The 23,787-nt window shown below is 37.8% G+C and carries 22 protein-coding genes; 18 read left to right on the forward strand and 4 right to left on the reverse strand.

Annotated elements, in window-relative coordinates:
* Positions 1-111: 111 nt before the first annotated feature.
* Both HNR50_RS19605 and HNR50_RS19610 read left to right on the forward strand, forming a co-directional pair.
* Complete coding sequence (locus HNR50_RS19605) at positions 112-804, forward strand: response regulator transcription factor (protein ID WP_184748501.1); 693 nt, start codon at positions 112-114, stop codon at positions 802-804.
* Positions 749-2,383, forward strand: coding sequence for a HAMP domain-containing sensor histidine kinase (locus HNR50_RS19610; RefSeq protein ID WP_184748502.1), 1,635 nt, complete (start codon positions 749-751; stop codon positions 2,381-2,383). Before HNR50_RS19605 ends, HNR50_RS19610 begins: the two co-directional genes overlap by 56 nt.
* On the opposite strand, the gene HNR50_RS19615 is transcribed toward HNR50_RS19610, so the two are convergent.
* Both HNR50_RS19615 and HNR50_RS19620 read right to left on the reverse strand, forming a co-directional pair.
* Positions 2,352-3,833, reverse strand: coding sequence for an amidase (locus tag HNR50_RS19615; RefSeq protein ID WP_184748503.1), 1,482 nt, complete (start codon positions 3,831-3,833; stop codon positions 2,352-2,354). The two genes, HNR50_RS19610 and HNR50_RS19615, sit on opposite strands and share 32 nt — an antisense overlap.
* Positions 3,833-4,807: a right-handed parallel beta-helix repeat-containing protein gene (locus HNR50_RS19620; protein ID WP_184748504.1), complete on the reverse strand. Its 975-nt coding sequence runs from the start codon at positions 4,805-4,807 to the stop codon at positions 3,833-3,835. Before HNR50_RS19620 ends, HNR50_RS19615 begins: the two co-directional genes overlap by 1 nt.
* A gap of 87 nt (positions 4,808-4,894) precedes the next feature.
* Here HNR50_RS19620 and HNR50_RS19625 point away from each other — a divergent pair, with 87 nt between their 5' ends.
* Complete coding sequence (locus HNR50_RS19625; RefSeq protein WP_184748505.1) at positions 4,895-7,336, forward strand: cyclic nucleotide-binding domain-containing protein; 2,442 nt, start codon at positions 4,895-4,897, stop codon at positions 7,334-7,336.
* Positions 7,337-7,646: 310 nt separating this feature from the next.
* On the opposite strand, the gene HNR50_RS19630 is transcribed toward HNR50_RS19625, so the two are convergent.
* Positions 7,647-8,231, reverse strand: coding sequence for a helix-turn-helix domain-containing protein (locus tag HNR50_RS19630; RefSeq protein ID WP_184748506.1), 585 nt, complete (start codon positions 8,229-8,231; stop codon positions 7,647-7,649).
* Positions 8,232-8,328: 97 nt separating this feature from the next.
* Positions 8,329-8,715 carry a YybH family protein gene (locus tag HNR50_RS19635; protein WP_184748507.1) on the reverse strand — a complete coding sequence of 129 codons (387 nt, stop codon included), beginning with the start codon at positions 8,713-8,715 and terminating at the stop codon, positions 8,329-8,331.
* Positions 8,716-8,783: 68 nt separating this feature from the next.
* Here HNR50_RS19635 and HNR50_RS19640 point away from each other — a divergent pair, with 68 nt between their 5' ends.
* The 15 genes from HNR50_RS19640 to HNR50_RS19705 all read left to right on the forward strand — a co-directional run bounded on the left by HNR50_RS19640 (position 8,784) and on the right by HNR50_RS19705 (position 23,743).
* On the forward strand, positions 8,784-9,512 hold the full coding sequence (locus HNR50_RS19640) for a hypothetical protein (protein WP_184748508.1): 729 nt from the start codon (positions 8,784-8,786) through the stop codon (positions 9,510-9,512).
* Positions 9,513-9,564: 52 nt separating this feature from the next.
* Entirely contained in the window at positions 9,565-10,056 is a 492-nt protein-coding gene (locus HNR50_RS19645) for a GNAT family N-acetyltransferase (protein ID WP_184748509.1), read from the forward strand.
* Positions 10,056-10,556: a GNAT family N-acetyltransferase gene (locus tag HNR50_RS19650; protein WP_184748510.1), complete on the forward strand. Its 501-nt coding sequence runs from the start codon at positions 10,056-10,058 to the stop codon at positions 10,554-10,556. The genes HNR50_RS19645 and HNR50_RS19650 overlap by 1 nt, the downstream gene beginning before the upstream one ends.
* 180 nt (positions 10,557-10,736) lie before the next feature.
* Positions 10,737-12,407 (forward strand): hypothetical protein, encoded by a 1,671-nt coding sequence (locus HNR50_RS19655; protein WP_184748511.1) that lies wholly within the window; start codon positions 10,737-10,739, stop codon positions 12,405-12,407.
* Positions 12,408-12,598: 191 nt separating this feature from the next.
* On the forward strand, positions 12,599-13,717 hold the full coding sequence (locus HNR50_RS19660; protein ID WP_184748512.1) for an SH3 domain-containing protein: 1,119 nt from the start codon (positions 12,599-12,601) through the stop codon (positions 13,715-13,717).
* Positions 13,718-13,879: 162 nt separating this feature from the next.
* Positions 13,880-15,058, forward strand: coding sequence for a hypothetical protein (locus HNR50_RS19665; protein WP_184748513.1), 1,179 nt, complete (start codon positions 13,880-13,882; stop codon positions 15,056-15,058).
* Positions 14,992-15,648, forward strand: coding sequence for a hypothetical protein (locus HNR50_RS19670; protein WP_184748514.1), 657 nt, complete (start codon positions 14,992-14,994; stop codon positions 15,646-15,648). Before HNR50_RS19665 ends, HNR50_RS19670 begins: the two co-directional genes overlap by 67 nt.
* A gap of 390 nt (positions 15,649-16,038) precedes the next feature.
* Entirely contained in the window at positions 16,039-16,644 is a 606-nt protein-coding gene (locus tag HNR50_RS19675) for a YdcF family protein (RefSeq protein WP_184748515.1), read from the forward strand.
* Between the two features lie 375 nt (positions 16,645-17,019).
* Positions 17,020-17,340: a hypothetical protein gene (locus HNR50_RS19680; RefSeq protein ID WP_184748516.1), complete on the forward strand. Its 321-nt coding sequence runs from the start codon at positions 17,020-17,022 to the stop codon at positions 17,338-17,340.
* 56 nt (positions 17,341-17,396) lie between these two features.
* Positions 17,397-17,828, forward strand: a complete 432-nt coding sequence (locus HNR50_RS19685; protein WP_184748517.1) for a hypothetical protein — start codon at positions 17,397-17,399, stop codon at positions 17,826-17,828.
* Positions 17,829-18,043: 215 nt separating this feature from the next.
* Positions 18,044-19,924, forward strand: a complete 1,881-nt coding sequence (locus HNR50_RS19690; protein ID WP_184748518.1) for a hypothetical protein — start codon at positions 18,044-18,046, stop codon at positions 19,922-19,924.
* A 444-nt stretch (positions 19,925-20,368) separates the two neighbouring features.
* Positions 20,369-21,511 carry a serine hydrolase domain-containing protein gene (locus HNR50_RS19695; protein WP_184748519.1) on the forward strand — a complete coding sequence of 381 codons (1,143 nt, stop codon included), beginning with the start codon at positions 20,369-20,371 and terminating at the stop codon, positions 21,509-21,511.
* 360 nt (positions 21,512-21,871) lie between these two features.
* A complete protein-coding gene (locus HNR50_RS22880) occupies positions 21,872-22,045 on the forward strand; it encodes a histidine phosphatase family protein (RefSeq protein WP_221439940.1) in 174 nt (57 codons plus the stop codon).
* The gene (locus tag HNR50_RS22885; RefSeq protein ID WP_425506749.1) at positions 22,027-22,485 is read left to right on the forward strand and encodes a histidine phosphatase family protein; all 459 of its coding nucleotides are present in this window, start codon (positions 22,027-22,029) and stop codon (positions 22,483-22,485) included. The genes HNR50_RS22880 and HNR50_RS22885 overlap by 19 nt, the downstream gene beginning before the upstream one ends.
* A gap of 439 nt (positions 22,486-22,924) precedes the next feature.
* Complete coding sequence (locus HNR50_RS19705) at positions 22,925-23,743, forward strand: alpha/beta fold hydrolase (protein ID WP_184748520.1); 819 nt, start codon at positions 22,925-22,927, stop codon at positions 23,741-23,743.
* Positions 23,744-23,787: the final 44 nt, after the last annotated feature.

Below are 23,787 nucleotides of genomic sequence, written 5' to 3' on the forward strand. Positions count from 1 at the left end.
GGAACATTGTGCCCTCTCTCCATGGCAAAGGAGGGGCGCAAATGTGGCAATCCTGTGACATTGTCTTTTCCGCGCTTGGAGTTTCTTTTGCGGCCGTGATACATTGAAAACATGAAAATTGCCGTAGTTGACGATGAAGCCGATCTGAGAGAGACCCTCCGGTTCGCTCTTGAGAAAGAGGGGTATTCCTGCGACACCTACAGAGACGGCGAGCAGGCCTGGGACGCTTTCTCCCGCTGTCTGCCCGATCTGGCCGTACTCGATGTTTCCATGCCCCGGATGGACGGGCTGGAGCTCTGCCGCAGAATCAGAACTATTTCCGAAACCGTTCCCGTACTTTTTCTCTCTTCGAAGGATGAGGAGATCGACCGTATTCTCGGTCTGGAAATCGGCGGCGACGATTATATGTGCAAACCCTTTTCCGTGCGGGAACTGACGGTGCGGATAAAGGTTCTCTTCCGGCGGCTGAAAGCACGGGAGAAAGAGAGTTCCAAAGCGCCCTATGTAATTGGCCATCTGCAGCTCGATTCGGAGAAGTATACGGCGACCTGGAAGCAGAGTCTTCTCGATCTGACGGTGACGGAATTTCTGCTGCTGACCACTCTGGCGCGGTCTCCCGGATTCGTGAGGACCAGAGAAGCCCTGATGGAACTGGTTTATCCTGTCGGGACTTATGTTTCCAGCCGTACCATAGATACCCATATCAAACGGCTCCGCCGGAAAATACAGATGAAAGATGAGGAATTCGATGAAATCGAAACGGTTTACGGCCTGGGCTACAGGTATAAGCAGGTCGGCGCTTAGCATTTCATTCCGTCTGCTTCTTTTTAATGTTCTTCTCGTTTTCCTCCCTGTGGCGGCGGTTCTCTATCTCGATGTTTACGAGGAGCAGCTCCTGGTATCCCAGGAAAAAACCATGGTGCAGCAGGGGCGGATTCTGGCGGCGGCTCTTGGGGGAGAGAGCTCTATCAGCCGCAAAGAGGTCGAAGGCTTCATTACCAATCTGGCGGGGCGCACCGAGACGAGGCTGCGGGTTCTCGATGATAGGGGGCGGTTGATCGGCGATTCCAGTTCCCCCCTATCAGAGCAATCCTATGGAATCGATGAGGATATGGCCAATGTCGGCAAAGTCTCCCCGCGCTCTTATGATTCTCTCGATACTGTCGCTCAGGAGGTTCTCGGGGAGAATACCCTTCTCTACCGCCTGGCTACCTATCCCATCCGGGTCTACAGGAAACTCTTTGATCCTCCCGTTCCCGTCGGAGATCCCGATGATTATGATGCCCGCTATCCCTTTCAGGGCGTCGAGGTCCAGGCGGCTCTGGAAGGCCGTTACGGTGCGGCTACAAGATTGTCTTCGGGCGGCCAGCGGTCTGTAACCCTCTATACGGCCATTCCCGTTTACAATGGCGATGAGGTTATCGGGGCGGTTCTCAGCAGCCAGTCCACCTATCGGATCCTGAAGGATCTCTACAATATCCGCCTTGTCATTCTGAAGATTTTTCTGGCATCGCTGATTGCCGCGGTCATTATCAGTCTTTTTCTGTCGGCGACCATATCTTCGCGAATCAAGAAGCTGGGACGGGAAGCCCGTTCCATCAGCACGGGAAAGGGGCGGATCAGCGGTTCCTTTACGACCATGAAGCTGGGCGATGAGATCGGCCTGCTCTCCCGTTCTCTCGTAGACCTGACGGGGCGGCTCGACAGGCACATCCGTTTTATCGATTCCCTTTCCCGGGATATCAGTCACGAGTTCAAAAATCCTCTCGCGGTTATCCGCTCGGCCGCCCAGATGGTAGAATCGGCGGAAGGGAAGGATAAAGAGCGGTTTCTTACCATGATAGAGGACAATACGAGGAGAATGGAGTCTCTTCTCAACGGCGTGGAGGAGATTTCCCGGCTCGATTCCCGTCTGGAACAGGAGGAGAGGGAAGCGGTTGATGTGGACAAGCTGATAAACGGGCTTCTGGAGGGGTTTCGTCTGCGGTATCCCTCTCTCCAATGGAATTTCCAGACTTCGGGAGAAAAGGCAACTGTAACGGCATCGCCGGAGAGGCTCAGCCAGATATTCGTCAATATTTATGAGAACGCCGCCACATTCTGTGATAATGACTCAGCGATCGGGACGGCGCTCTTCGCCGACCGGGATAAGATCCGGCTGACGATTTCCAACCGGGGACCGGAAATCCCCGAAGAGGATCTTGATAGAATTTTCGACCGTTTCTACACGTCCCGCGACAAAGGGAAAGAGAAACACCACGGCCTGGGACTCTCCATCGTCCGTGCCATAGCGGAAAACTACGGCGGTTCCGTCTCGGCTTCCAACGGTGAAAAGGGGCCGGTCTTTACCCTCACATTTCCGGAGGCCGGCGCTTTCTGCTGATCTGTTCCCAGCTGTAAGCCAGTCCGATCAGAACCGGTTCGCTCCAGGCCGTTCCGATAAAAGAAAGCCCTACAGGCAATCCATGAACAAATCCCATAGGCACGGTTATATGGGGATAGCCGGCGATAGCCGCAGCCTGCGACGCTCCGCCTCCTGTGTAATGGTCTCCATTGATCAGGTCTATTTTCCAGGCTGGACCGCCGGTAGGGCCGATCAGCGCCTGAAGTTGATGTTCTTTCAAGAGGCTGTCAATTCCCTCTTCGCCAGCCAGACGAAGAGATTTCTCTCTGGCTTTTTTATAAGTCTCTTCCGTCAGATCGCCTTTCTCCTGAGCTTTTATCAGCAGTTCCTGACCGAACCAGGGCATGGTTTCGCCGCTTCGCTTTCTGTTGAAATCAATCAGCTCTTCGAGATTTTTCACCGGAGCACCCGCACCGGACAGATAGGCATTGAGATCGGCCTTGAATTCGTACAGGAGCACTTCCATTTCCTCATCGTCGTATTCTCTCATATGGGGAAGCTCCAGGTCTTCTATGATCTGTGCACCGGCTTGCCGCATCTGCTCCGCCGCCTCCGCGACCATCTCATCAATATCGCTCCGGAATCCGCAGAAACTCTTTACCAGTCCTATCCGAGCGCCTTTTAACGCACCGGACTTCAGAAAAGATGCATAGTCCTTCTCTCCTTTCACACCGAAAGGCCTGGTGGATTCATCACGGGAATCGCTCCCTTTCATGGCATCGAGAAGATAAACCGCATCGCTGACCGTCCGGGCCATAGGACCGGCCGTATCCTGGCTGTGGGCAATGGGGATGATGCCGCTCCGGCTCACAAGGCCGATGGTCGGCTTGAATCCGACAATTCCGTTTTTCTGGGAGGGGCAGACGATGGACCCGTCGGTTTCTGTTCCCACCGCCACAGTTGTGAAGTCGGCGGCAACGGCCACTCCCGAACCGGAACTGGATCCGCAGGGACTCCGCTCCCTGTCATAGGGGTTGCGGGTCTGGCCGCCGCGGCTGCTCCATCCGCTGGAGGACCGGGAAGACCGGAAATTGGCCCATTCGCTCAGGTTTGTCTTACCGAGAATGACCGCCCCCGCTTTTCGCAGCTGCTCCGCAAGAAAGGCATCGCCGGCGGCTTTGTGTCCGGCCAGAGCCAGAGAACCGGCAGTCGTTTCCATTTTATCACCCGTGTCGATATTTCCTTTGAGCATGACCGGAATGCCGTGGAGGGGAGAGCGGCGTCCTTTTTCCTTTCTCTCCTTATCGAGACTCCGGGCCATTTCCAGGGAATCGGGATTGATTTCCAGAACGGAATTGAGCTCCGGCCCCTTCCGGTCATATGTTTCGATCCGTTCGAGATAATAGCGGACCAGGTCTTCCGCCTTGAGCTCTCCCTTATCCATCAGATCCTGCAGAGACTCTATTGTCGCATCTTTCAGTTTATCCATCAGTTCTCTCTCCTGTTGTCGATTCCAATTCTGTTATTCTCATCGCGGATGACAATACCTTTTCCGTAGATGCCCGATTCGCTATCTCCCAGGGCAAAATCAAATTTACCATTGCTCTTTATTATATTGTCTTCAAACTCAAGCCTTCCCTTATTCAATATCCCGCCGTAACCCGTTCGGGAATCATTGTTGACGATCCGGGTGTTCACTAATGTCAGGTCTCCCCGCACATGGATGGCGCCTCCTTTGTAGGATGCGTAATTTTCCTCAATCAGGCAATTATCGATGACCGTCTGCGATTCGCAGGATACGAATACTCCGCCGCCCCGTCTCATCGCTGTGTTTCCCCGGATGGTCGTATCTTTTATGGTCATAACGCCGCCCGGTTCGTTTTTTATGCCGCCTCCGCTTCCCGTGCAGCCCGTGGCGTCTTTGACCTCGGCCGTCGTCAGGCGGAGACCTGTATTGTTTTCGATCAGGGAATCGTAAATCTCCATTTCCCCTTCGTTCCAGATTCCCACTCCGTAGACCGCCTGATTATCGGCTATTCTGACCCGTTCCAGCCTTACAAAACCCTGGCTGGCTATGGCTCCGCCGCATCTGTGCAATCCGTAAGGTCGGCCGTTGGTCACCGACAGGTCTTCGAGAATCAGGCGGCCTTCGGACTTAACAAAGAAGATCCGGTCTTCCGCTTCTTCTGCTGTCTCTCCTCCCGCCAGAATTGTTTTCTTCATTCCTCTGCCGCTGATTGTCACCTCTTTCGTGATATCTATACCCGATTCGATTGTCAGATCATCCATAAGGACGATTCTGTCCCAATCGTCGGAAAAGGCTTCAACCGCCTCCCTCAGAGATGTGTAATCGCAATCTTCCCGACCGACTGTAATGATCCTCTCATCATTCGAACCGCTCCGGCAGGCTGGAAAAAAGGACAGAAAAAAAATGAGAAGCAGAAGCTTATGCAGAAATTTCATCGGTTACTCCCGTGTTTCAGAATATAATCATTACACTGGAATGGCAAATAATTTGAACCTGCGGTATTTAGATGCTAATCTTGTATTATGGAAGTACTCGATTTAACTAAGGAACAGAAGAAAACCGTCATGGCTCCCGGCTCTGTTCTGCTCATGCAGGGATCGGACAATCAGGCGGTATGCCTTCTCCACTCGGGACTGGCCGAGATCCTCTATCACGGAGAGAATAACAGCACCGATTTGAGAGTCGGATTGATCAAGGGGGAGTCACCCTTCGGTATCATCGGCATTATGAACAGGAAGGAGACGTCGCGGATTACGATCCGGACTGTTACAGAGTGCATTGTCAGTTCCCGGCCCATGAGGGAAGAGGAGCTCATCTCCAAAATCCAATCTGATTTCTCCTTCAATTTCAAAGTCCTGCGGACGCTTGTCTCCCGGATCGAGTCGACTATCTATCTTTTCAATAATTATCGCTATCTCTGGCACAAATATGCTTCGATCGCCGATTCCATCGCCCTGGGTTGTGAATATCCCGAAATCAGCGGCTACAATGTGGCTATACGCCACGAATCCACTCTGGAAGAGTACGCGGGATATGTCAAACATCTTGTATCAGAAGCCCAGTTTCCCCATCCCGAAGCGTGGAGTTACAACCTTTTTCTGGGAAAGCTCCAGGATCAGCTGGGACTGTATGAAGACCAGGATAAAATCAGACTCGAGGATATGATCGATTATCAGCAGTTTCTCTTTATAAAACGGATATTGAGAAAGAGCGATGCGGTACTGAAAGCCCTTTTTCAAAAAGACGAACCCTCCAATCAGTACATATTCGAGTTTCTGGGGAAAGTTCTGGAAACCATGATGAAAACCAATATGGGACTGGCTTCCATAATCGATAATCTGATCAATATCCTCTACCGGGAAGACGGATGGGTCATGAAACTTCTGAAGGAACAGAACCGGGATGATCCGAAAATCCGCTCTTTTTTTCATTTCCTGGCCAAATTCACCTGGCGCTGCCGCAAGGATACAGAGAGTCTTTTAGGCAAAGATCTCTTCAGGGAATATGATGTCTTCAAGCACTTGAAACCTTTTCATGATCTTGATCTGTCTGCGGAAGCCCCGGAGAAGAAACAGACTGAAGTTAAGATGAATGGGGGAAGCCGGCTGAACAAGTACAAGGGACTGTTATCCCGCATACTCGATTTTGCTGAACTGCCTCAGGGGGATCGTGAGGAATTCCTCAATCTGATGGAAAAATTCCGCAACAGCAAAGACCGCCTCTCCAATGATAAGGCCATGGCGGAGCTGAGGAAAAAGATTTCCGAGCGCTACTGGAAAATTTATGAAATCTGCTTCCTCAAGATAATTGACTCCGACTTGAAGGGTTTTGTTCCCGGAATTATGCTCCATTTCGGTCTTATCGATGAACGACTGGTTTCCCAGAGGGACCTGGCGGTCATGGATGCCTTTTATTCGGGAAACCTCTTTGTGGATGATTCGGTCCCGATTATGACTCTGCCTTATTTTCTGGAAAAGATATACCGCTCCGAGAGAGAACCGTCGATTACCGATATGGGCGACAGTTTCCGGACCCAGCTGAAAAAACAGGAGAAGATGACCGAAGGGCAGAAAGATAAGATTTATGTCTACGAAAATACCGCCGAAGACCGGGTCCGTTTTGAAATCCGCAAAATCGCCCGGGAGATGGGCGGGATTCTCTACGGCAACAAAAGCAAAGCGGTCCCCTTCCTCTGTACGGAAACAATTGCCGGGGATCTCAGGAGGACGCTGATTGAACCGGAAAAACTGGTGTCCATGCTGGATAAAATCAGAGAGCGCGATTTCTCCCTGTTTTTCCGGGAAGTCATGTTCAAACATGAACTGGGGGCCGATTTCATACAACAGGAAGTTCCCCCTCTCTTTGTGCTCTATCCGCTTGCCGGTTCAAGAGGTCTGATCTGGCAGGAACTGGACGGCACAAGAAAGGATACGCCGGGCCGCTTTTTCTTTCCCCTTTCCTTCAGCGAGAAATTATACGATACCCTTGTTTACCAACTTGCTTCGTTCCGCTGGGAACTGCAGAAAACAATCGCCGGCCATAACTGGACCGACCCTGTGGAAGGGGGGATGGTCGGGGCTTACTACGATTATATCCAGTTCTATAAAAAGAATAACAACATTACTCCTGAAGCCAAAAAGCGGCTTGAGGAATTCATCAAGAAAACCCGGTCCGATAAAGACCGGTTTGCCAGAGACTATATGACCTGGATCGATTATGAATTCGATGGCAAAATCAGGCTGAACGGAGCGGCACGGGAAGTGTTTTACCGCTTCTGTCCCTTTCCGTCGTCCGTCCGTGAAAAGTTTGCATCGAAACCGCTTTATTCCTCTCTGGACAACCGTTTCAAGAAACGGCGGAAAGACGATATCCTTAAATTGAAAACGCGCTTTATCAAATACGAGAAGAAGAACAAAGTTGTTCCGCTGGAACTCCAGGGCTTTATGATGTATCTGGAAGAGTAAAGTGATGACAAATGTCATGTTGTGAACGTGACGAAAGGGTAGTATCATTTTCCCGATGCTTAAGGAAGGGAAACCGGTCGGACTTATCCGGACGGCATTTATCATTGTCAATTACTCAACGCTCCTCTTTGTTTCTCTGGTCATTTACAGAACCACTTGCCAGTCTCGGCGTTGCCCAAATACTCATTTACTTACGTAAACTCCGTTTTGGGCGCCTTGATACTGAAAAAAATAATTTGTTTAACAGCAATTACAAAGTAGTTCCGGAGCCCGGTTTCCTCCTTTCTCCGGGTTCCGGGACGTTTTTTTATCAGCGGAGGAAGGGGATGGAGAGAATGTAACGGCACGGTTGCTCCTGAAGGGCTCTGAGAGCATTGCGAATTCCCTGAACAAAACAGATAATGCCCAGAGCGATGAGCGGAACAATTCCCGAAAGGCTTATTATTACGGCAAGCGCATCGGACAAATCTCCTGATTTTTCGAGAAAGATAAGCAGCGCGGGCATAAGCACCGTATAGAGAATGACCGTTCCGAAAAGAAGAATTGTCATGGTTATCTGGAAGTTGAGAACCATGCGTCCGTGATCATCGATCTTCAAACTGCTCTTTTTCCTGAAGGACCAGATGAGCAGAGGGATGATAAGTATGGCCAGAACCGAACTGACGTGCATAAGAGTGATCCAGAAGAGTTCGCCCTTTTCATCATCAGTATAAAAATCGAATTCCAGAATATTGCTAAGATTGTTGAGTGTGAATGAACGGGGATCGACTTCGCCGCTCTCTATCCTCTGAATGGTCCTTGTGCTGACCTCGCACAACTCCGCCAGCTTTTCCTGAGTCATACCTTTTTTCAACCTCAGGTCCGCTACAGTTTTTCCTATTTCCGGCTGTTTCATAATCAGACTCCTTAAAATAATCTGATTTCAATATGCTCCTATCAGGTTCAGCAGGCCATGTCGTAAGGGCGACATTGACCCGACATTTGATCATTCATTAGTCCCAGACATATTTCCAGGTACCGCCGGGTTGTCTTTTCCAGACCGTGTGGAAGATTCCCCGGGCTTCTACAGGTTTGTTTTCATCTGAAAGAGCGGCAAAAACGTAGTTCCCGTAGGTCCAGGCCATGTCTCCCGATTCTGCCACATCAACGTAATCGGGACTCCAGGTAAGTTGGACATCCTTTAGAGTCTGGTTGTCGTAGTATTCAGCTATTCCCGCTTTTCCCCGGTAAATGCGGTTGTTCCGGTTTATGACGGCCCCATCATCGGCATAGGTGAGAAAGGCTTCGGCTATTCCCCTTTCCGCTGCCAGACGGCAGAAAGCCGCTTCCGTATCCTTTATTTCTTTAATGAGATCTGCTTTATCAAATTTGTCAGCCATAAATTAATTATAGATCAGATCCTTTTTAAACTTAACAAAAGAAGCCTTATTCCCTATATAATATAGACATGAAAATATCAATCATACATCTTTTCTGGATTATCCTGGCGCTCTTCAATCTTATAATACAGATTTCCTATTTTCTCAAAGATGACAGCTCCTTTCTCTATCTGGGTAAGAGAATTACAACTCCCGCTCTGCTCTTCAGCGGTATGGCCATGCTTCTTTTTTACAATGAAAGCTCATCGTTTCTTCCGATTCTCCTACTGGGATTGATGGGACTGGGTGAAATAGGGATAGAGGGATCTTCAGTCGTCGAAGACAGGGGAGAAAAAGCAAAACCATCTATTGTCGGCAATATGATTGTTACAGTAGCGGGAGTTATATTTCTTGCCGTCAATATAATTCTGGGTCTCTCTCTGTTTCCCCATAAATCTTTTCATGTCCTGGCTGTTTCGTTCGGTATAAGCCTTGTAGTCTTCATGCTGATCAATCATTTTCTGGAGCTCCGTTTCAAACCGGATAGCGGAATAAAATTTCAGACAAGGATCTATTCTCTCGGACTGATAATCCTGTTCACAGGAGCATTGGCTGATCTGTACAGCGGGTTGAGCTCTACAGGACTGGCTGCAATGATCCTGAGTATTTCCGATACACTTGTGCTGATAAGAATGTCCGCCGGCTTTGATAAAAGTAAAAACCGTGAGAGATACATTCTATTCGGCTTTCTGCTGATAATTTTGCTGCTCTATTACTTTTACATGGCCGTACTGATAAATTCCGGTCATTCCTTCTAAATCTATGTGATACAATATGGTTAATTTTGCATAACCAAGGATTAAAAATATAATGAAATATGAAATAAGAAATGCTCTGGAAAGCGATGCCTCTCAGATCCTTCAATTTATAAAAGAACTGGCAGATTACGAAAAAGCGCCCGATCAGGTTTCTGCAACCGTGGAAGATATACGGACTTCTCTGTTCGGAGACGGTGCAACGGCCCATGCCCTTATTTGCGAATCGGAAAAGGACGCGGTTGGTTTTGCTGTATATTTCTACAATTATTCGACATGGCAGGGGAAGCGGGGATTATACCTCGAAGATCTGTATATTACACCGGAATACCGGGGAAAAGGAGCCGGCGGTGCCCTGTTGAAATATCTTGCACGAAAAGCCGTGAAGGAGCAATGCGGCCGCTTCGAATGGAGTGTTCTGGACTGGAATGAACCGGCAATCGGATTTTACAAATCTATCGGTGCGATTCCTAAAGAGGGATGGATAGGCTATCAGCTTGCCGGAGAAGCCTTGCTGAATTATGGGAAAATCGAGGATGATGAATAATGAGTCTTAAGTTGAAGCCTTTCAGTCCACTTGACGGAAAGAAGGAATGGGAACTGATTCAGAAAATCGGGGAAGGGGAAAACGGATTTATGAACGACGGATTCGGCATCCCTTTTGAATCTTTTGACGGATACATTTTAAAAAATGTCGAAATGTCGAACGGCATCAATCTAAAATCTCATCTTGTACCGCAGACATCTTACTGGCTGACAGACGGGGAGACGCTGATGGGGTATGGAAAAATCCGGCACTACCTGAATGAAGCCCTGTTAAAAAAAGGAGGCCATATAGGATATTGTGTTGCACCGGAATTCAGAGGAGAGGGATACGGGAAAGAGTTGTTAAAGCTCCTACTGGAAAGAGCGAGATATAAAGGGATCGATTCAGCTTTGATTACATGCAGCAGCGGAAATATCAGTTCGCAAAGAGTGATTCAGGCAAACGGGGGTATTCTGCAGAAGGCTGATGAGAATGATCATTGGTACTGGGTTCATTTATAATTCAGAATGTCAGGCGATACTTATACTGATTCAGTATAAGTTATAAAAATCGAATACTTATATCGAATTAATTATAGATAAGTACGATATTTGTTAATTGTACTGCAGAAGAGATATCGACTTCAGGAAATTCAGAGAACTGGATAATAAGTTACGTTATATATACAGAATGGAGAATAGATGTCAATTTTTGAAACAAAAGATAAAATAAAAGACTTTGTTAAAACAGCTACACCTTCAGTTCTTGCTATAAAAGGGGATTGGGGTGTAGGTAAGACATATACTTGGAATCAGGAATTATATAAAAATAAAGCGAATATACAACTTAAAAAGTATTCTTATGTTTCTTTATTTGGTTTAAATTCATTATCTGATTTCAAAAACTCTATTTTCCAAAACTCAATCTCAACAAATATAATTGGCAAAAACCCATCACTAGATTCTTTTAAAGAAAATATTAAGGAATTTTCATTTCTTGGAACAAGAAACTTTATAAGTAAATTTAATAAAACATCTTTTTCAGAAAATTTTGCACCATTTTTAGAATCCCTATCATTTGTTTCAATTAAGGAAACACTGATATGTATTGATGACTTGGAAAGAAGAGGTGATGATTTAAAAATAAAAGATATTCTTGGATTAATATCTATTTTAGTAGAACAGAAAAAATGTAAAATTGTATTAATTTTTAATCATAAGAAAATAGATGATGAAACCTATGACGAATTTAGAGAGAAAGTAATCGATTATGAATTATTATACAATCCTACTCCTTTAGAATGCTCAAACATTGTATTTAACGTTCAAAATGATAATATAGAAAAAATAAAAGACATTACAACTTCATTAAAACTAACAAATATTCGAATACTAATAAAAATTGAAAAAATGTATTATGATTTGGAAAAATATTTGAATAATATTGAAAAAGAAGTAGTTGATCAAATAATAAATACACTTATTATTTCAACTTGCTCCTTCTATATCAAAGATAAAACATTCCCAGATATCGATTTCTTATTAAAACGGAACAATTATTTTTCTTTATCAAAAAGCGATAAAGAGGAAGAAGTTGTTGATCGTTGGAATTTATTATTAAAAAACTATGGATATATATATACTGATGAATTAGATCGTGAAATTATTAATAGTGTCATGATTGGATATTTTATAGACAATAAAATAGAAAAACAAATCGAAGTAAAAAATAATGAAATTAAAAAGAAAAAATCCCAAGATTCATTCTTCAATTCTTGGGAATTGTATCATAATTCGTTAAAAGATAATCAGGAAGAAGTAGTAAATTCTATTTATGACTCTTTTCTTGAGAATGCATTAGAAATTAGTATAGGGAATCTTCAAGGTACTTTCAATTTACTTAATGAGTTGGATTGCGAAGAAAAAGCACGTAATATAGTAATGAAGTACATTGATGTTAGAAAAAATAATCCAGAATCTTTAAATCTAAAAACCATTGATTCATTTAGAGATATCACAAATCCTTATATAATTGAACAATTCAATAAAAGTTATGCAGACCTCAAAACTTTTGATGATCCTGAAACAACAATTGAAAAAGTAACAGAAAGTCATGGATTTACTGAAGATGCAGAAATCGTGTTATCAAATCTTACTGAATCTGATTTTGTTAGATTATTGAAAAGCTATGATAGTAGCGATACCGATAAAAAAATCGCAGGATTACTGAGGATTGGAGAACTATCACCTCAAACAGAAAGACGAAGCAAGATTTACAACAATTTACGTAATGCACTAATAAAGATTGGTAATGAAAGTAAAATAAATCGGAGACGTGTCAAAAAATTTGGAATAAAAATTGAAGATACATAACAATCGAATGAACGAAGACAGAGTCTTTGGCACAGCATCTGCTCGCCGCTTCGCTCTGAGGCAAATGCAGCGCCAATCCTTACGCTCCGCTCCAGGAACGAGTCTGCTTGTTATTCGGGCGTTATATTCGTTTATTAATAAACTATTAAAAAAATCTTTATATTTCATAAAATCGAGATTAGTATATACAAATGAAGATAAAATTAATTATAGCTATGCTGCTGTTACAGCTCTCTATTTACCCAGATGATATTCGTATTCAGGAAGTTGATAATTATAATTGGGAAGCCACAGCAGTAATAAATAATACAAATACATATTTATATTTTGACTTCACATCTTCAAATCAGAGTGTAAAAGTTATTGAAAAAGATTTATTTTTGAATATTATTTCAGAAAATGCATTTAAATATAAGCTTTTTTTTGATGAATATCCTAGGCATATTTATATTTATGATACTGATATTGAAGAACCAATATATTCTATTGAATATTTTGAAGGAAACTATATTTTAAAAATGAATCAAATCAGTGCAAATCCTAAGACATTAATTTCTTTTGATTCTGTGAAAAATAATTATGTTCGTTTATTTATGCAGGGTGTATTAAACTATGACAGAGTAAGATTGAGAACTGCACCTAATTTAGAAGCAAAGCAAATTGATTCATTAATGAAGGGTGATGTTGTTAAAATTCTAAATAGATCTGATTACCAGATGAAAATCAATGAAATGAATTCATTTTGGTTTAAAGTTCAAACGCAATCTGGTCTTGTTGGATGGACATATGGCTATTTTATGGAACTTGGAAAAGTAATTAATAGCAATAACACTCTAAATACTTTTATATTTCAGAAATTTGTGAATTTAGATCAAGGTTCGAATCAGAGATTCTATTTTTATAAAAATAATAAATTGGTTAGTGATTCAGGTTGGATTAAGAATAACCAGATTTATCTGTTTGAAAATCAAAATAGATTAGTGTCTTTAAGTGATAACTATAGAGATTGGGTGTCCAATCAGAATACAAATTTCGAAGCGCCTCCCTTAATATATATTTTTGATTTTAGCGGGGAACTTATAAACGAAATAGAAATTAATAATATGATTTTATATATTAATAGAATTAAAGATTCCTCCCTATTCTATCAAGTTGTTGAAAATGGTCTCGATTCAAACCAAATATGGTCTAATAAATGTATTATTTATAATCATGATGGAATAATTGTGAATGAGACAATATTCAACGATTCTGATTCGATTTTTGAATTTGAATATATGGGTAAACAATATCGTATTAAATTGAATTAAAATATGGAGAATATAACAATCGAATGAACAGAGACCGAGTCTTTTGTCAGGGTATCTGCTGCTCCACTTCGTTCCGAAGCAAATACCCCGCCAAATTCTTTCGCTTCGCTTCAGAAACGAGTCGGCTCGTTATTCGGGCGTTAAATTGACTAAGGAGTATAAATGAGAGAAAAAATTGTATCAAAATGGAAGAATATTGATAATGATGAATGCCTACTCTTTTTTGCTCAAACAGTTGAAGAATTATTATTTTATTACACTATTGATAGCTATAGATTACCAGCTCATAATACACATTCATTACTTGATGAAAGTTTAAGCACAATTCAGCATATAAAACAAGATATTCTGAAACCAGGAGCCCTTAATTCAATAATAGAAGAAATAGAAGATCAATTTGAAAAAGACATAGTAATGAGAGATTTTTTTGGAACTGAATGTCCAGAACTAATTAAGCACATAAACTCCAGTAAAAGTATTGATCACAAATATGACACAATAAAATATTTATCCCAAAGAATTGAGAATAATTATCTAGATTTATTGATCAAAAGGATTAGATCATGCATTGAGAAAAATGAAAGAAAAGATATTATTTTTTTAACTAAGTCTCTTATTATTGAAATAAATAAATACTTACAATATTCAAAAGAATATATATATGATCAATGCATGCATATCTTTTTCAAAAGCAAAGTTGATGGAATTAGCTCATATGATAGATTTATAGAGAGCTTCAAGAATGATGATTTTGAATATAATATTCTTTTTCGAATTGGAAAAGGATTTAACCAAGTTAAGAAAAGTCTTAATATAAAATATTTTAAAATATATGAAAATTTAAAAGAAAGTGACGATGCCTATAAAAAATGGAATAAACATAGTTTTTTGAAAGAAAATAAAAACTATATTGAAATTGTAGTAAAAGCTAAAGACGAATTTCGTGCATTGTCCAAAGGACGTTATCAGCTAATTGGTATATCATCTCACATAAGTTTTTTGAAGCATGCGGAAGAACTAAGTATTTCGGAAACAGCACTTATTGAGATTGTTTCAAAAAGCAAAATCATAAAATCTAGTGAAATATCAAGCCCAATATATCGAAGACCCGATACCATAAAAACTAACGACTTCAATGATAAATTTGAAAAGATTGTTGATATAGAAACTACAAATGAAATAGAATTTAATACTCTACAACGTCTAAACCTAGCCTTTCAAAGGCATTCAGTTTCATTAAAATCCTCATCTTTTGAAAACCAATTAGTAGACTTGTGGAGTGGGTTGAATGTTTACTTCCCGTTTACAATAAGGATAGTGATGATAAAATCGTCCAAATAATAAATTACATAAGTCCGATTCTTGTTCATAATTATATTAGTAAATTATTAATTGATTTAAGAGAGTCACTGAATTTTTCAATAAATAAAGTAAAGATTAAAAAGTTTTTAAAAAATAAGGGAATTAATACGCTAAAAGATTTAGCAGAATTAATCCTTATAAGAGAATCATCTGATATTGAAGAACTCTATTCTCTTTTAGATTCAAATATTTTATTAATCGATAGAATTAAGTACTTCCAAGGCATCTTTAAAAAACCAACTCGAGTCAAATCTAGATTAGTTTCTCATGAACGTAGATTAAAATGGCAAATACAAAGAATATATAGAGCAAGAAACCTGATAATTCACTCAGGGAAAACTCCATATCAACTAGAAACATTAATAGAAAACCTGCATTATTATTTTGATACATTAATGAATGTATGTATAAGTAATCTTGCAGAAAATGATGAATATAAAACAATAACTGATATTGTTAATCATTATTCAATCAAAAAGTGTGCATATTACAATTTTTTAGATAGTATAAAAAAAGAAGAAATTAATAGTGAAAATATTAGTTCAATATTAAGTATAAGTCAAATTTAATAATCATTTGAAGTTGACAGTCCTACTGTCACAAATACTGCTTATCGCTGCGCGGCAGTATTAGTGCCAGCTTAACGGTCTGCAACTTAAATGGGCGTTCTACAGACTCTAGAAACGGATTATTTAATTTTAGAACTGAATGTCTTATTTAAATTCAGAACATAAAGAAATCCTCCTTTGGAGGATGAAAAATCAAAGGCTATAGAAATACCGATTGGAAAGTATCAGAATAAAAAACGTTTTCTGAATTGATATATAGACATATATTAATCCTCCTGCGGAGGATTAGTTAGAAAATTATATAAAATACGATTGGAAAGTCTGAAAAATATTTTTTAATTGGATATATCGTTTATTTTTATATTAACATAAAATCAAAGGAATCTATTTATGACTTTCATTCAGGACATATCAGAGTTCATCTTTCTAAACGATAAAATTGAAGAATCAGATATTATTTTTATACCTGGAGGGTCATATCCGGAGTTAGGAGAATATGCTGCAAGATTATGGAATAATAAGATTGCCCCATATGTAATGCCTTCTGGTGGTGTTTCCATAAAGACAGGTAAATTTAACGGGGTTAAATCCAAAAAGAACATATATAGCAAAGATTACAAAACTGATTGTGAATTCCTTACAGATGTTTTAAAAATAAACGGAGTTCCCGAAGAAGCAATAATCTGTGAAGACAAATCTTCTTTCACAAAAGAAAATGCTATTCTATCAAAAAGAATACTAGATTTATATGGAATGAAAATTAAGAAAGCAATTATATGCTGCAAATCATTTCATGCGCGAAGAGCATTACTTTGTTATCAATTTGCCTTTCCAAAAACTGAGTTTCTTATGCATCCATACCCATATGTAGAAAATAATGTCGAGATATCAAAATTGAACTGGCATAATTCTGAAATTGGAATAAAAAGAGTTTTAGGGGAATTACAAAGATGCGGAAATCAATTTGAAGAAGAATTTATTCGATTATTAGAATAAATACATGTAACTAAAATAAATACGCTGTAGAACAAGGAATTGAACATGACATTTCTATTGTCAAGTTTCTTGCAGAAGTTGGTATAAACTCGGAAGAATCCTTTTCCAGAAGCGGAGTAGGTATTATCCTAAAAAGCAAGAAAATCGCCAATGCCTGGCAAGCCAGGCCGTAATGCATGTTAATTCGATGTTCTACCGACACTAGGGGCGGATTATTGATTCTTTTGAACAATTTCCGTTTTTTAAATTCAGAATATAATTAATCCTCCTGTGGAGGATGGAGAATGGGCTATAAAAAGTACAAGTGGAAAATTTGCAATGTATGACTACATATTGAGACTTTGCAATTGCCCTATAAACGAATAGAAGGATAACATGGATTATATTTTGGGAACTATAATTGGATGGGGAATAATTCTATTACTTTTGACCCCTTTATTTTTACACAGAGGAAAAAAAGCTAGAAAACTAATTAATGAATGGGCAATTGCAGATAATTATGAATTATTGGATGTAAAATACAAATATTTTGGATCAGACATATTTAGCTTCATTATGAAGGGATATAAAATGTCATATTTGGTTAAAGTTATTGATATTCAAAATGAAAAAAAACAATTGTGGCTTGAAATTGGTGATTATTGGACAGGTCTATTATTCAGTGATATAAATGATATAAAAACATTTAGTACTTAAGGTATTATTTACGAAGCGGATTAGTAATGAATTCTCCCAAGAATACAATAAGAGTTATGGAAAATCAATATTATTTAATAAGAAAAACAGAAGAACTCGATGGAACATGCTATTTTGAATTCTTACCAGGAAAATATCAGGATAAGTGTTGGAATAGCCACTCAGTTTACTTAACTGAAGATAGTGCAGCTTTTGTTGAAGACATTTTTCATCAAATTTCCAATGAATATGATCATTACTCATTCACAGAATTAAATAAAGAGCAAATTCAACTATTTTTAACTCTTATAGATTCTCGAATATCTAAAATGAAATCTACGAAACAATACAAATTAGAATCAACAATATTTTCCGAATATTATTACAACTATCTTATGAATGACTATATCAAATATAAGAAACAAATAATTACATTATTGTTTGATTTTAAAATATGGCTTAGTGAAATAATCCAATCATATGATAGAATAACAATTATGGGTTTATAATCCTTTGCGAATTGAAATAGGGAAATATTAAGATGGCGGTAGAACAAAGATTTGCACCAGATTCGGCTATGTCAAGAATCCTGCTTTTTCGCTTCGCGGCAGGATTATCGCCATATACGCCGAACAGGTGAAATCGACGTTCTAAAGATAAAATTAATAAATATGTTTATTTTATAATAAAATAGTAATAAACTTTCTCTTTAATAAGGTGTAGTATGAAGATAAAACTAGAGAAGAAAGAATTCCACATTTGTGACAATAAATTTATCCTACCTGTAAAATTCTTTAAAATTATTAAAGATAATATAACGATAAATAGAATTTCAGCTACTTTAGTCCATGAGAGTGGGAAGTCTACAACGATAAATACAGCAATGGAACATACTGATAGTAAAATAGACTTTCCTTTCAAAATAAATGGTAGTAATATTAACAACGATTACCAAATATTTTTAACTATTAACCTTGATGAAATTAGTCATAATGATAAAGTTGTACTTAATTTCCATTTTGAGAATGAGTATGAATCATATATCATAGACTTTAAAATCAGTGGTTTATTTGAAAAAGATCAAATTACTCATAGTTCAATAAAAAGAAATAGTAACTCAAAAAGAGCAGCCTTTTTATCAATATTCTTGATTTTGTCATTTATTCTTTTTCAATATTGGGAAATTAATAATTATATTGCAAACTACAGTCCTTTAAGTGATTTATTTAAAATTACTCCCTTATTTGTAACTTTTTTACTTGCTTATATTAGCTTGCAACCTAAGTTGATTAAGACATTACTTTTGAAACAGATTCATGGAGTATTCAATTATTTTCAATTTCCTGAATTTTATTTTGGATCAACAACAATAAAAATCCTAAAACATAGTGTCTCTATAATATTTATTATTTTATTATTATTAGCGTCAATCATGTTAAATATTGCATTTAAAAAAATAGAATTACAACAATTAGATGAGAGTTCAAATAGACATTATTATATCAATGAAAAAAAATTAAATAGCTCAGTATATGTTTATTTGTATGATTATAATAAGATAAAAATTGGATTTGAAAGAAATAATGACTCTCCTTTCATTGTTGGTGATATTGAAAAATTATCTTCAATTAGCGAATATATTCAACTTTTCCAAGGTACCTATCAAAGTTCTTTTAAAGATAGGTCATTTAATTGTTATACAAATGATAGCTATTCATTTTCTGAAATCTTAAGAAGAAGCACAGATGATAAACATTTTAAACAGATACTAACTCTTATGCAAAATGGAAACTCTGATTTCGTAAAATACAATGAAACAGATAATTCTTTTTCTATTGATACGGTAATAATGAAGCAAGCTGAAATAAAAGATTTTGAAAAATTATTTAATTCAATTTATGATGACGAAGATCGAGATGATTCACTACTTTGTGGTGTTGAATATGGGAATTTAGATTTCACAATGAAAGATCAATTTACTGAATTAAATGAAAAAATTAGAAAAAATTATAATGAGATTTTTACAAAAGAAAATATATATTTAACAGCAGACTCAATTTTTGATTATTACAAGAAATTGTATGAAGAATACGTTTATAACAAACGAACTGGACTTGCTAGATATAGGATGAAACAATCTATAGTTTTTCATTTAATTTTGACTCTTTATAAAGAAGCAAATCATAGAGAAAATGTTTGGATAGATGAAAATCAAATTGATAGTTTTGTAACTGATTTTGTCACACTTTTTCAAGATTTAAACCAAAATAGTTTGACCAATTTTGATGATATATCAGTAGAACTGTATTTAAGATTTCTTTTATCACTAGAAAAATATCAGATTATGGAATCGAATAAAATACATAATTGTATTGTCGGATTATTAAAAAATTCAACAAATAGCTATTATTTAATATATTTTAGAGCAATTATTGATGTTAAAGCTAATTATGATGATCCTAGATTAACATTTTTTTTAAAAGATGAAGTTAAAGGTTATTTAGAATTCCGGCAAGATGATTTAAAACTTATTTTAAATAATTATCCAGTTCTAAATAATGAGATAAGAGAATATATAAATAGTATTTTATTTAAAATTAATTAGGTGCAAAAAGACTTTAGAACAATTTCATGAACCCGACCCGGCTATGTCACAATTTTTGTAAGTCACTTCGCTCGACAAAAACTGCGCCATGTACGCCGTGCGGGTTATGAAGGCGTTCTACCGACACTAGAGGCGGATTACTTTTTTAAAAACAATTTCCGTATTTTAAATTCACATATTAATCCTCCTTCGGAGGATGAAGAATTTGAACTATATAAAGGACAATTGGAAATAATGCAAACCTCCCTTCATCTAGAACTGAGTTATTTGTTCAATAACTAAAATATAAAACACCAGATTGGAAAGAATGAAAAATGAAAAGAGTGGGATAATTTTTCTACAGATAAAAATGGATTTTGATACTTGAGGGCAATTTTATTATTTAAAATTTGACATTAGTTCTCCAACTGTTATTCTTGTGTTGGACAACAAAGGTGAACCACGATGAAAAAATATCTATTATTATTCATTCTCTTATTTCTGTCTCTTCTTTTATTTACTTCATGTAGCTTAATCAAAGAAGGTAAAATAGCTTCAAAAATTGAAGCTTTTGAAAATGGGCTAAGACACGCAACAAAATATTATACAATTTATGAACGGATGGATGCGTATAATGTCCCTGGTGTAAGTATTGCATTTGTTTATAATGGGGAAATTGAATGGGTAAAAGCTTATGGAATTGCTAATACTAATAATGAGAAAAAAGTAAATACAGAAACATTATTCCAAGCAGCTTCTATAAGTAAACCAATAACAGCATTGGCAGCACTTAAAATGGTAGAAGAAGGATATTTAGCGCTTGATGAGGATATTGAAGCTTATTTAAAAACATGGAAAATTCCAGAAAATGATTTTAATAAAGATGAAAAAGTAACTTTGAGACGCTTACTTACACACACTTCGGGATTTAATGTTCATGGATTTCCTGGATACAAAGTCAATGAAGTACTCCCTGGTATTAATTCTGTTCTTAATGGTCTTGGGAATACTTCTCCTATAGTCTTAACAGATACACCAGGTAAGAAATGGGCATACTCGGGAGGTGGATATACTGTAATACAAAAAGTTATAGAAGATGTAACTAATAAATCTTTCGAAGTATATATGGAGGATTCCATATTAAAACCTATTGGCATGAGCAACAGCACTTTTGAGCAACCTTTACCACCAGATTTACAGTTTAATGCAAGTGCAGCATATGACCAAAGAGGAAATATTATAGATGGATTATGGCATAATTACCCAGAAAAAGCTGCTGCTGGTCTGTGGACAACTCCTACAGATTTGGCAAAATATTGTATAGAGATTTATAGGATAATATCTGATAAACCAAATGGTGTCATTTCTAAAGATATGGCACAACAAATGATGACAAAACATATGAATGATTGGGGACTTGGTATGTATATCGGAGGTAGGGAAGAAAATATTTATCTTGTGCATGATGGAAAAAATGAAGGATTTACTAGCAAATTAATCATGTTGCCATATCATGGAACAGCTCTAATTGTAATGACTAATGGTGATAGTGGGTATGGACTGATTGAAGAAATACAGCAGGCATTAATTGAAGTATATGAATTGTAATATGAATACTTCATAACAGATGCTTACTTAACATTCATTTAATAATAAACACGCTGTAGAACAAAGTTTTGCACCAGATTCGTCTTTGTCATAAATACTGCTGTTCAGCTTCGCTGGCAGTATTTACGCCAAGTACGACGAACAGGTGAAAACGACGTTCTACCGACACTAGAGCCGGATTATTGATTTTTTTGAACAATTTACGTTTTCAATTTTCGGAACAATTTCTAATCCTCCTTCGGAGGATGAAAACATATGGGCTATAAATAAATCAGAATTGGAAAGTATGCAAAGAATTTCGGTTTTGTGAATTTTAATCTCCGGTGGTAGATTATTTAAAGGCAATAAATGAGAGGTATTATGAGAATAGTATTTATACGACATGGGGAAAGCGAAGCTAACACTCAGAAAATTATTTCAAATACAGGATATACTCATGGATTAACAGAAAATGGTTATGCCCAAGCAACAAATCTTGTAAAGAAACTAAAAATAAATATCCGAATCCTTCCAAGATCATTTCAAGTCCTCTAAAAAGGGCAGATGAGACCGCTAAAATTATCAGTAAATATTATAACTCAGAATATATAATCGATAATCGCTTAATTGAATTCCATACGGGAATACTTGAAGGTAAAAGTGATGATAATAGCTGGAATCAATTATTTAAACTATGGAATAAATGGATAACAGACGATCAAGCTTCGAATGAATCACTACCTGGTGGTGAAAGTCGTGATGATGTTGTTAGAAGATTAGATCATTTTTTTAAAGATCTAATAGCTGACAATAACGAAAATGATATAATTTTCTGTATTAGTCATGGAGGAGTAATAATAACTGGAATACCAAACGTTCCAATTATTAAAAATACTGAAAATCTAAAACACTATGATCTTAAGAATACTGATATAGTAGAAATTTTATATACTAAAAATGAAGGTTTTATTTGCAAAAATTATGGGCCAGCTTAATAATAAAACACGGTAGAACAAGCAATTGAACGTGACATTTCTATTGTCAAGTTTCTTGCAGAGCTATTAACCATAACGGATTAGACTTCATACTATCTCGGAGAAGGGATTCTGTTAAAAAAGCAAGAAAATCGCCAATGCCTGGCAAGCCAGGCCGAAATGCACGTTAATTGGACGTTCTACCGACACGAGAGACAATTTTTTGATTTCCTATACAATTCTTTTTTTTAAATCAGAACTTAATTAATCTTCCTTCGGAAGATGGGAGAAAATTGCTAAATAAAGATCAAATTTTAAAATTTGCAAAGATATTATTGATGACTTTGTTTATTCAAATACAACAGTTTTTGCAATATTGCTAGTTTTTCCAATTATTATTTGACACTCACTGTTATGCTGTTATACTTGTATAGTACAGTTAAATAATAAAGGAGATTTCATGAATCAAAACAAGATAATTCTCGTATTTTTTACATTTATTCTAGCAGCATGTACCCCAAAACAAGTTGCATTGGAAGAACGATTTGGTTATCAATTAGTTAATTCTGAGGATCATAAACTTGCAACAAAGACATTTGGTAAAGGAAATGTGACAATTATTCTTGAAGCTGGTCTTAATACTCAGTGTAAAACTTGGATAGATTCAGGGATAGTCTCAAATCTAGAAAAACATGCGAAAGTCATAATATATAGTAGACCGGGCATCTATCCATCTGATAACTCAGAACATCCAGCAAATATCAGTAATATGATTAAAGATCTGGATGCTGTAATAAATAAACTTGCTAAAGGTGAAAAACTGATTTTAGTCGGTCATTCTTTAGGAGGAGTAATAATCAGAGCATATAGTATAAAATACCCTAAAAAAGTTGATGGTTTGGTTTTTGTCGATACAGCGCACGAAGTCTTTATTGATGCAACACAAGAAGAGGTTATAGCGCATTTGTCTGATATGGGTGTACCTGACACCGATCCATACTATAAAGAAATGATCGAAATGAGAAATACTTTAGAATATATATCTAATATAGGAACTCTACCTGATATTCCAGTTATTTCATTATCTGCTTTAGGTTTAGAAAAAGATCCGCTTGATAATAAAGAAAGACGATTGTTAAAAGAACTTAATGATGATTTAAGTATTGGATTATCTGATTTTACTAATATAGAAGTTTCTGATAGTGGACATTTTATACAGAACGATCAGCCGGATATTTTAATATCGGCTATTTTAGATGTTCTTAGAAAAATTAAATAAAAGGCATCTTAAAGCAAGAATCTATATATTAAAAACTGATTCTT

Origin of the sequence: Spirochaeta isovalerica (assembly GCF_014207565.1) — a bacterium.
GTDB lineage: Bacteria > Spirochaetota > Spirochaetia > DSM-2461 > DSM-2461 > Spirochaeta_F > Spirochaeta_F isovalerica.

Bases quoted from the DNA above. Each gene is read 5' to 3' on its own strand.
- HNR50_RS19605 (WP_184748501.1), top strand. From the start codon at position 112: ATGAAAATTGCCGTAGTTGACGATGAAGCCGATCTGAGAGAGACCCTC.
- HNR50_RS19610 (WP_184748502.1), top strand. From the start codon at position 749: ATGAAATCGAAACGGTTTACGGCCTGGGCTACAGGTATAAGCAGGTCG.
- HNR50_RS19615 (WP_184748503.1), bottom strand. From the start codon at position 3,833: ATGGATAAACTGAAAGATGCGACAATAGAGTCTCTGCAGGATCTGATG.
- HNR50_RS19620 (WP_184748504.1), bottom strand. From the start codon at position 4,807: ATGAAATTTCTGCATAAGCTTCTGCTTCTCATTTTTTTTCTGTCCTTT.
- HNR50_RS19625 (WP_184748505.1), top strand. From the start codon at position 4,895: ATGGAAGTACTCGATTTAACTAAGGAACAGAAGAAAACCGTCATGGCT.
- HNR50_RS19630 (WP_184748506.1), bottom strand. From the start codon at position 8,231: ATGAAACAGCCGGAAATAGGAAAAACTGTAGCGGACCTGAGGTTGAAA.
- HNR50_RS19635 (WP_184748507.1), bottom strand. From the start codon at position 8,715: ATGGCTGACAAATTTGATAAAGCAGATCTCATTAAAGAAATAAAGGAT.
- HNR50_RS19640 (WP_184748508.1), top strand. From the start codon at position 8,784: ATGAAAATATCAATCATACATCTTTTCTGGATTATCCTGGCGCTCTTC.
- HNR50_RS19645 (WP_184748509.1), top strand. From the start codon at position 9,565: ATGAAATATGAAATAAGAAATGCTCTGGAAAGCGATGCCTCTCAGATC.
- HNR50_RS19650 (WP_184748510.1), top strand. From the start codon at position 10,056: ATGAGTCTTAAGTTGAAGCCTTTCAGTCCACTTGACGGAAAGAAGGAA.
- HNR50_RS19655 (WP_184748511.1), top strand. From the start codon at position 10,737: ATGTCAATTTTTGAAACAAAAGATAAAATAAAAGACTTTGTTAAAACA.
- HNR50_RS19660 (WP_184748512.1), top strand. From the start codon at position 12,599: ATGAAGATAAAATTAATTATAGCTATGCTGCTGTTACAGCTCTCTATT.
- HNR50_RS19665 (WP_184748513.1), top strand. From the start codon at position 13,880: ATGAGAGAAAAAATTGTATCAAAATGGAAGAATATTGATAATGATGAA.
- HNR50_RS19675 (WP_184748515.1), top strand. From the start codon at position 16,039: ATGACTTTCATTCAGGACATATCAGAGTTCATCTTTCTAAACGATAAA.
- HNR50_RS19680 (WP_184748516.1), top strand. From the start codon at position 17,020: ATGGATTATATTTTGGGAACTATAATTGGATGGGGAATAATTCTATTA.
- HNR50_RS19685 (WP_184748517.1), top strand. From the start codon at position 17,397: ATGGAAAATCAATATTATTTAATAAGAAAAACAGAAGAACTCGATGGA.
- HNR50_RS19690 (WP_184748518.1), top strand. From the start codon at position 18,044: ATGAAGATAAAACTAGAGAAGAAAGAATTCCACATTTGTGACAATAAA.
- HNR50_RS19695 (WP_184748519.1), top strand. From the start codon at position 20,369: ATGAAAAAATATCTATTATTATTCATTCTCTTATTTCTGTCTCTTCTT.
- HNR50_RS22880 (WP_221439940.1), top strand. From the start codon at position 21,872: ATGAGAATAGTATTTATACGACATGGGGAAAGCGAAGCTAACACTCAG.
- HNR50_RS19705 (WP_184748520.1), top strand. From the start codon at position 22,925: ATGAATCAAAACAAGATAATTCTCGTATTTTTTACATTTATTCTAGCA.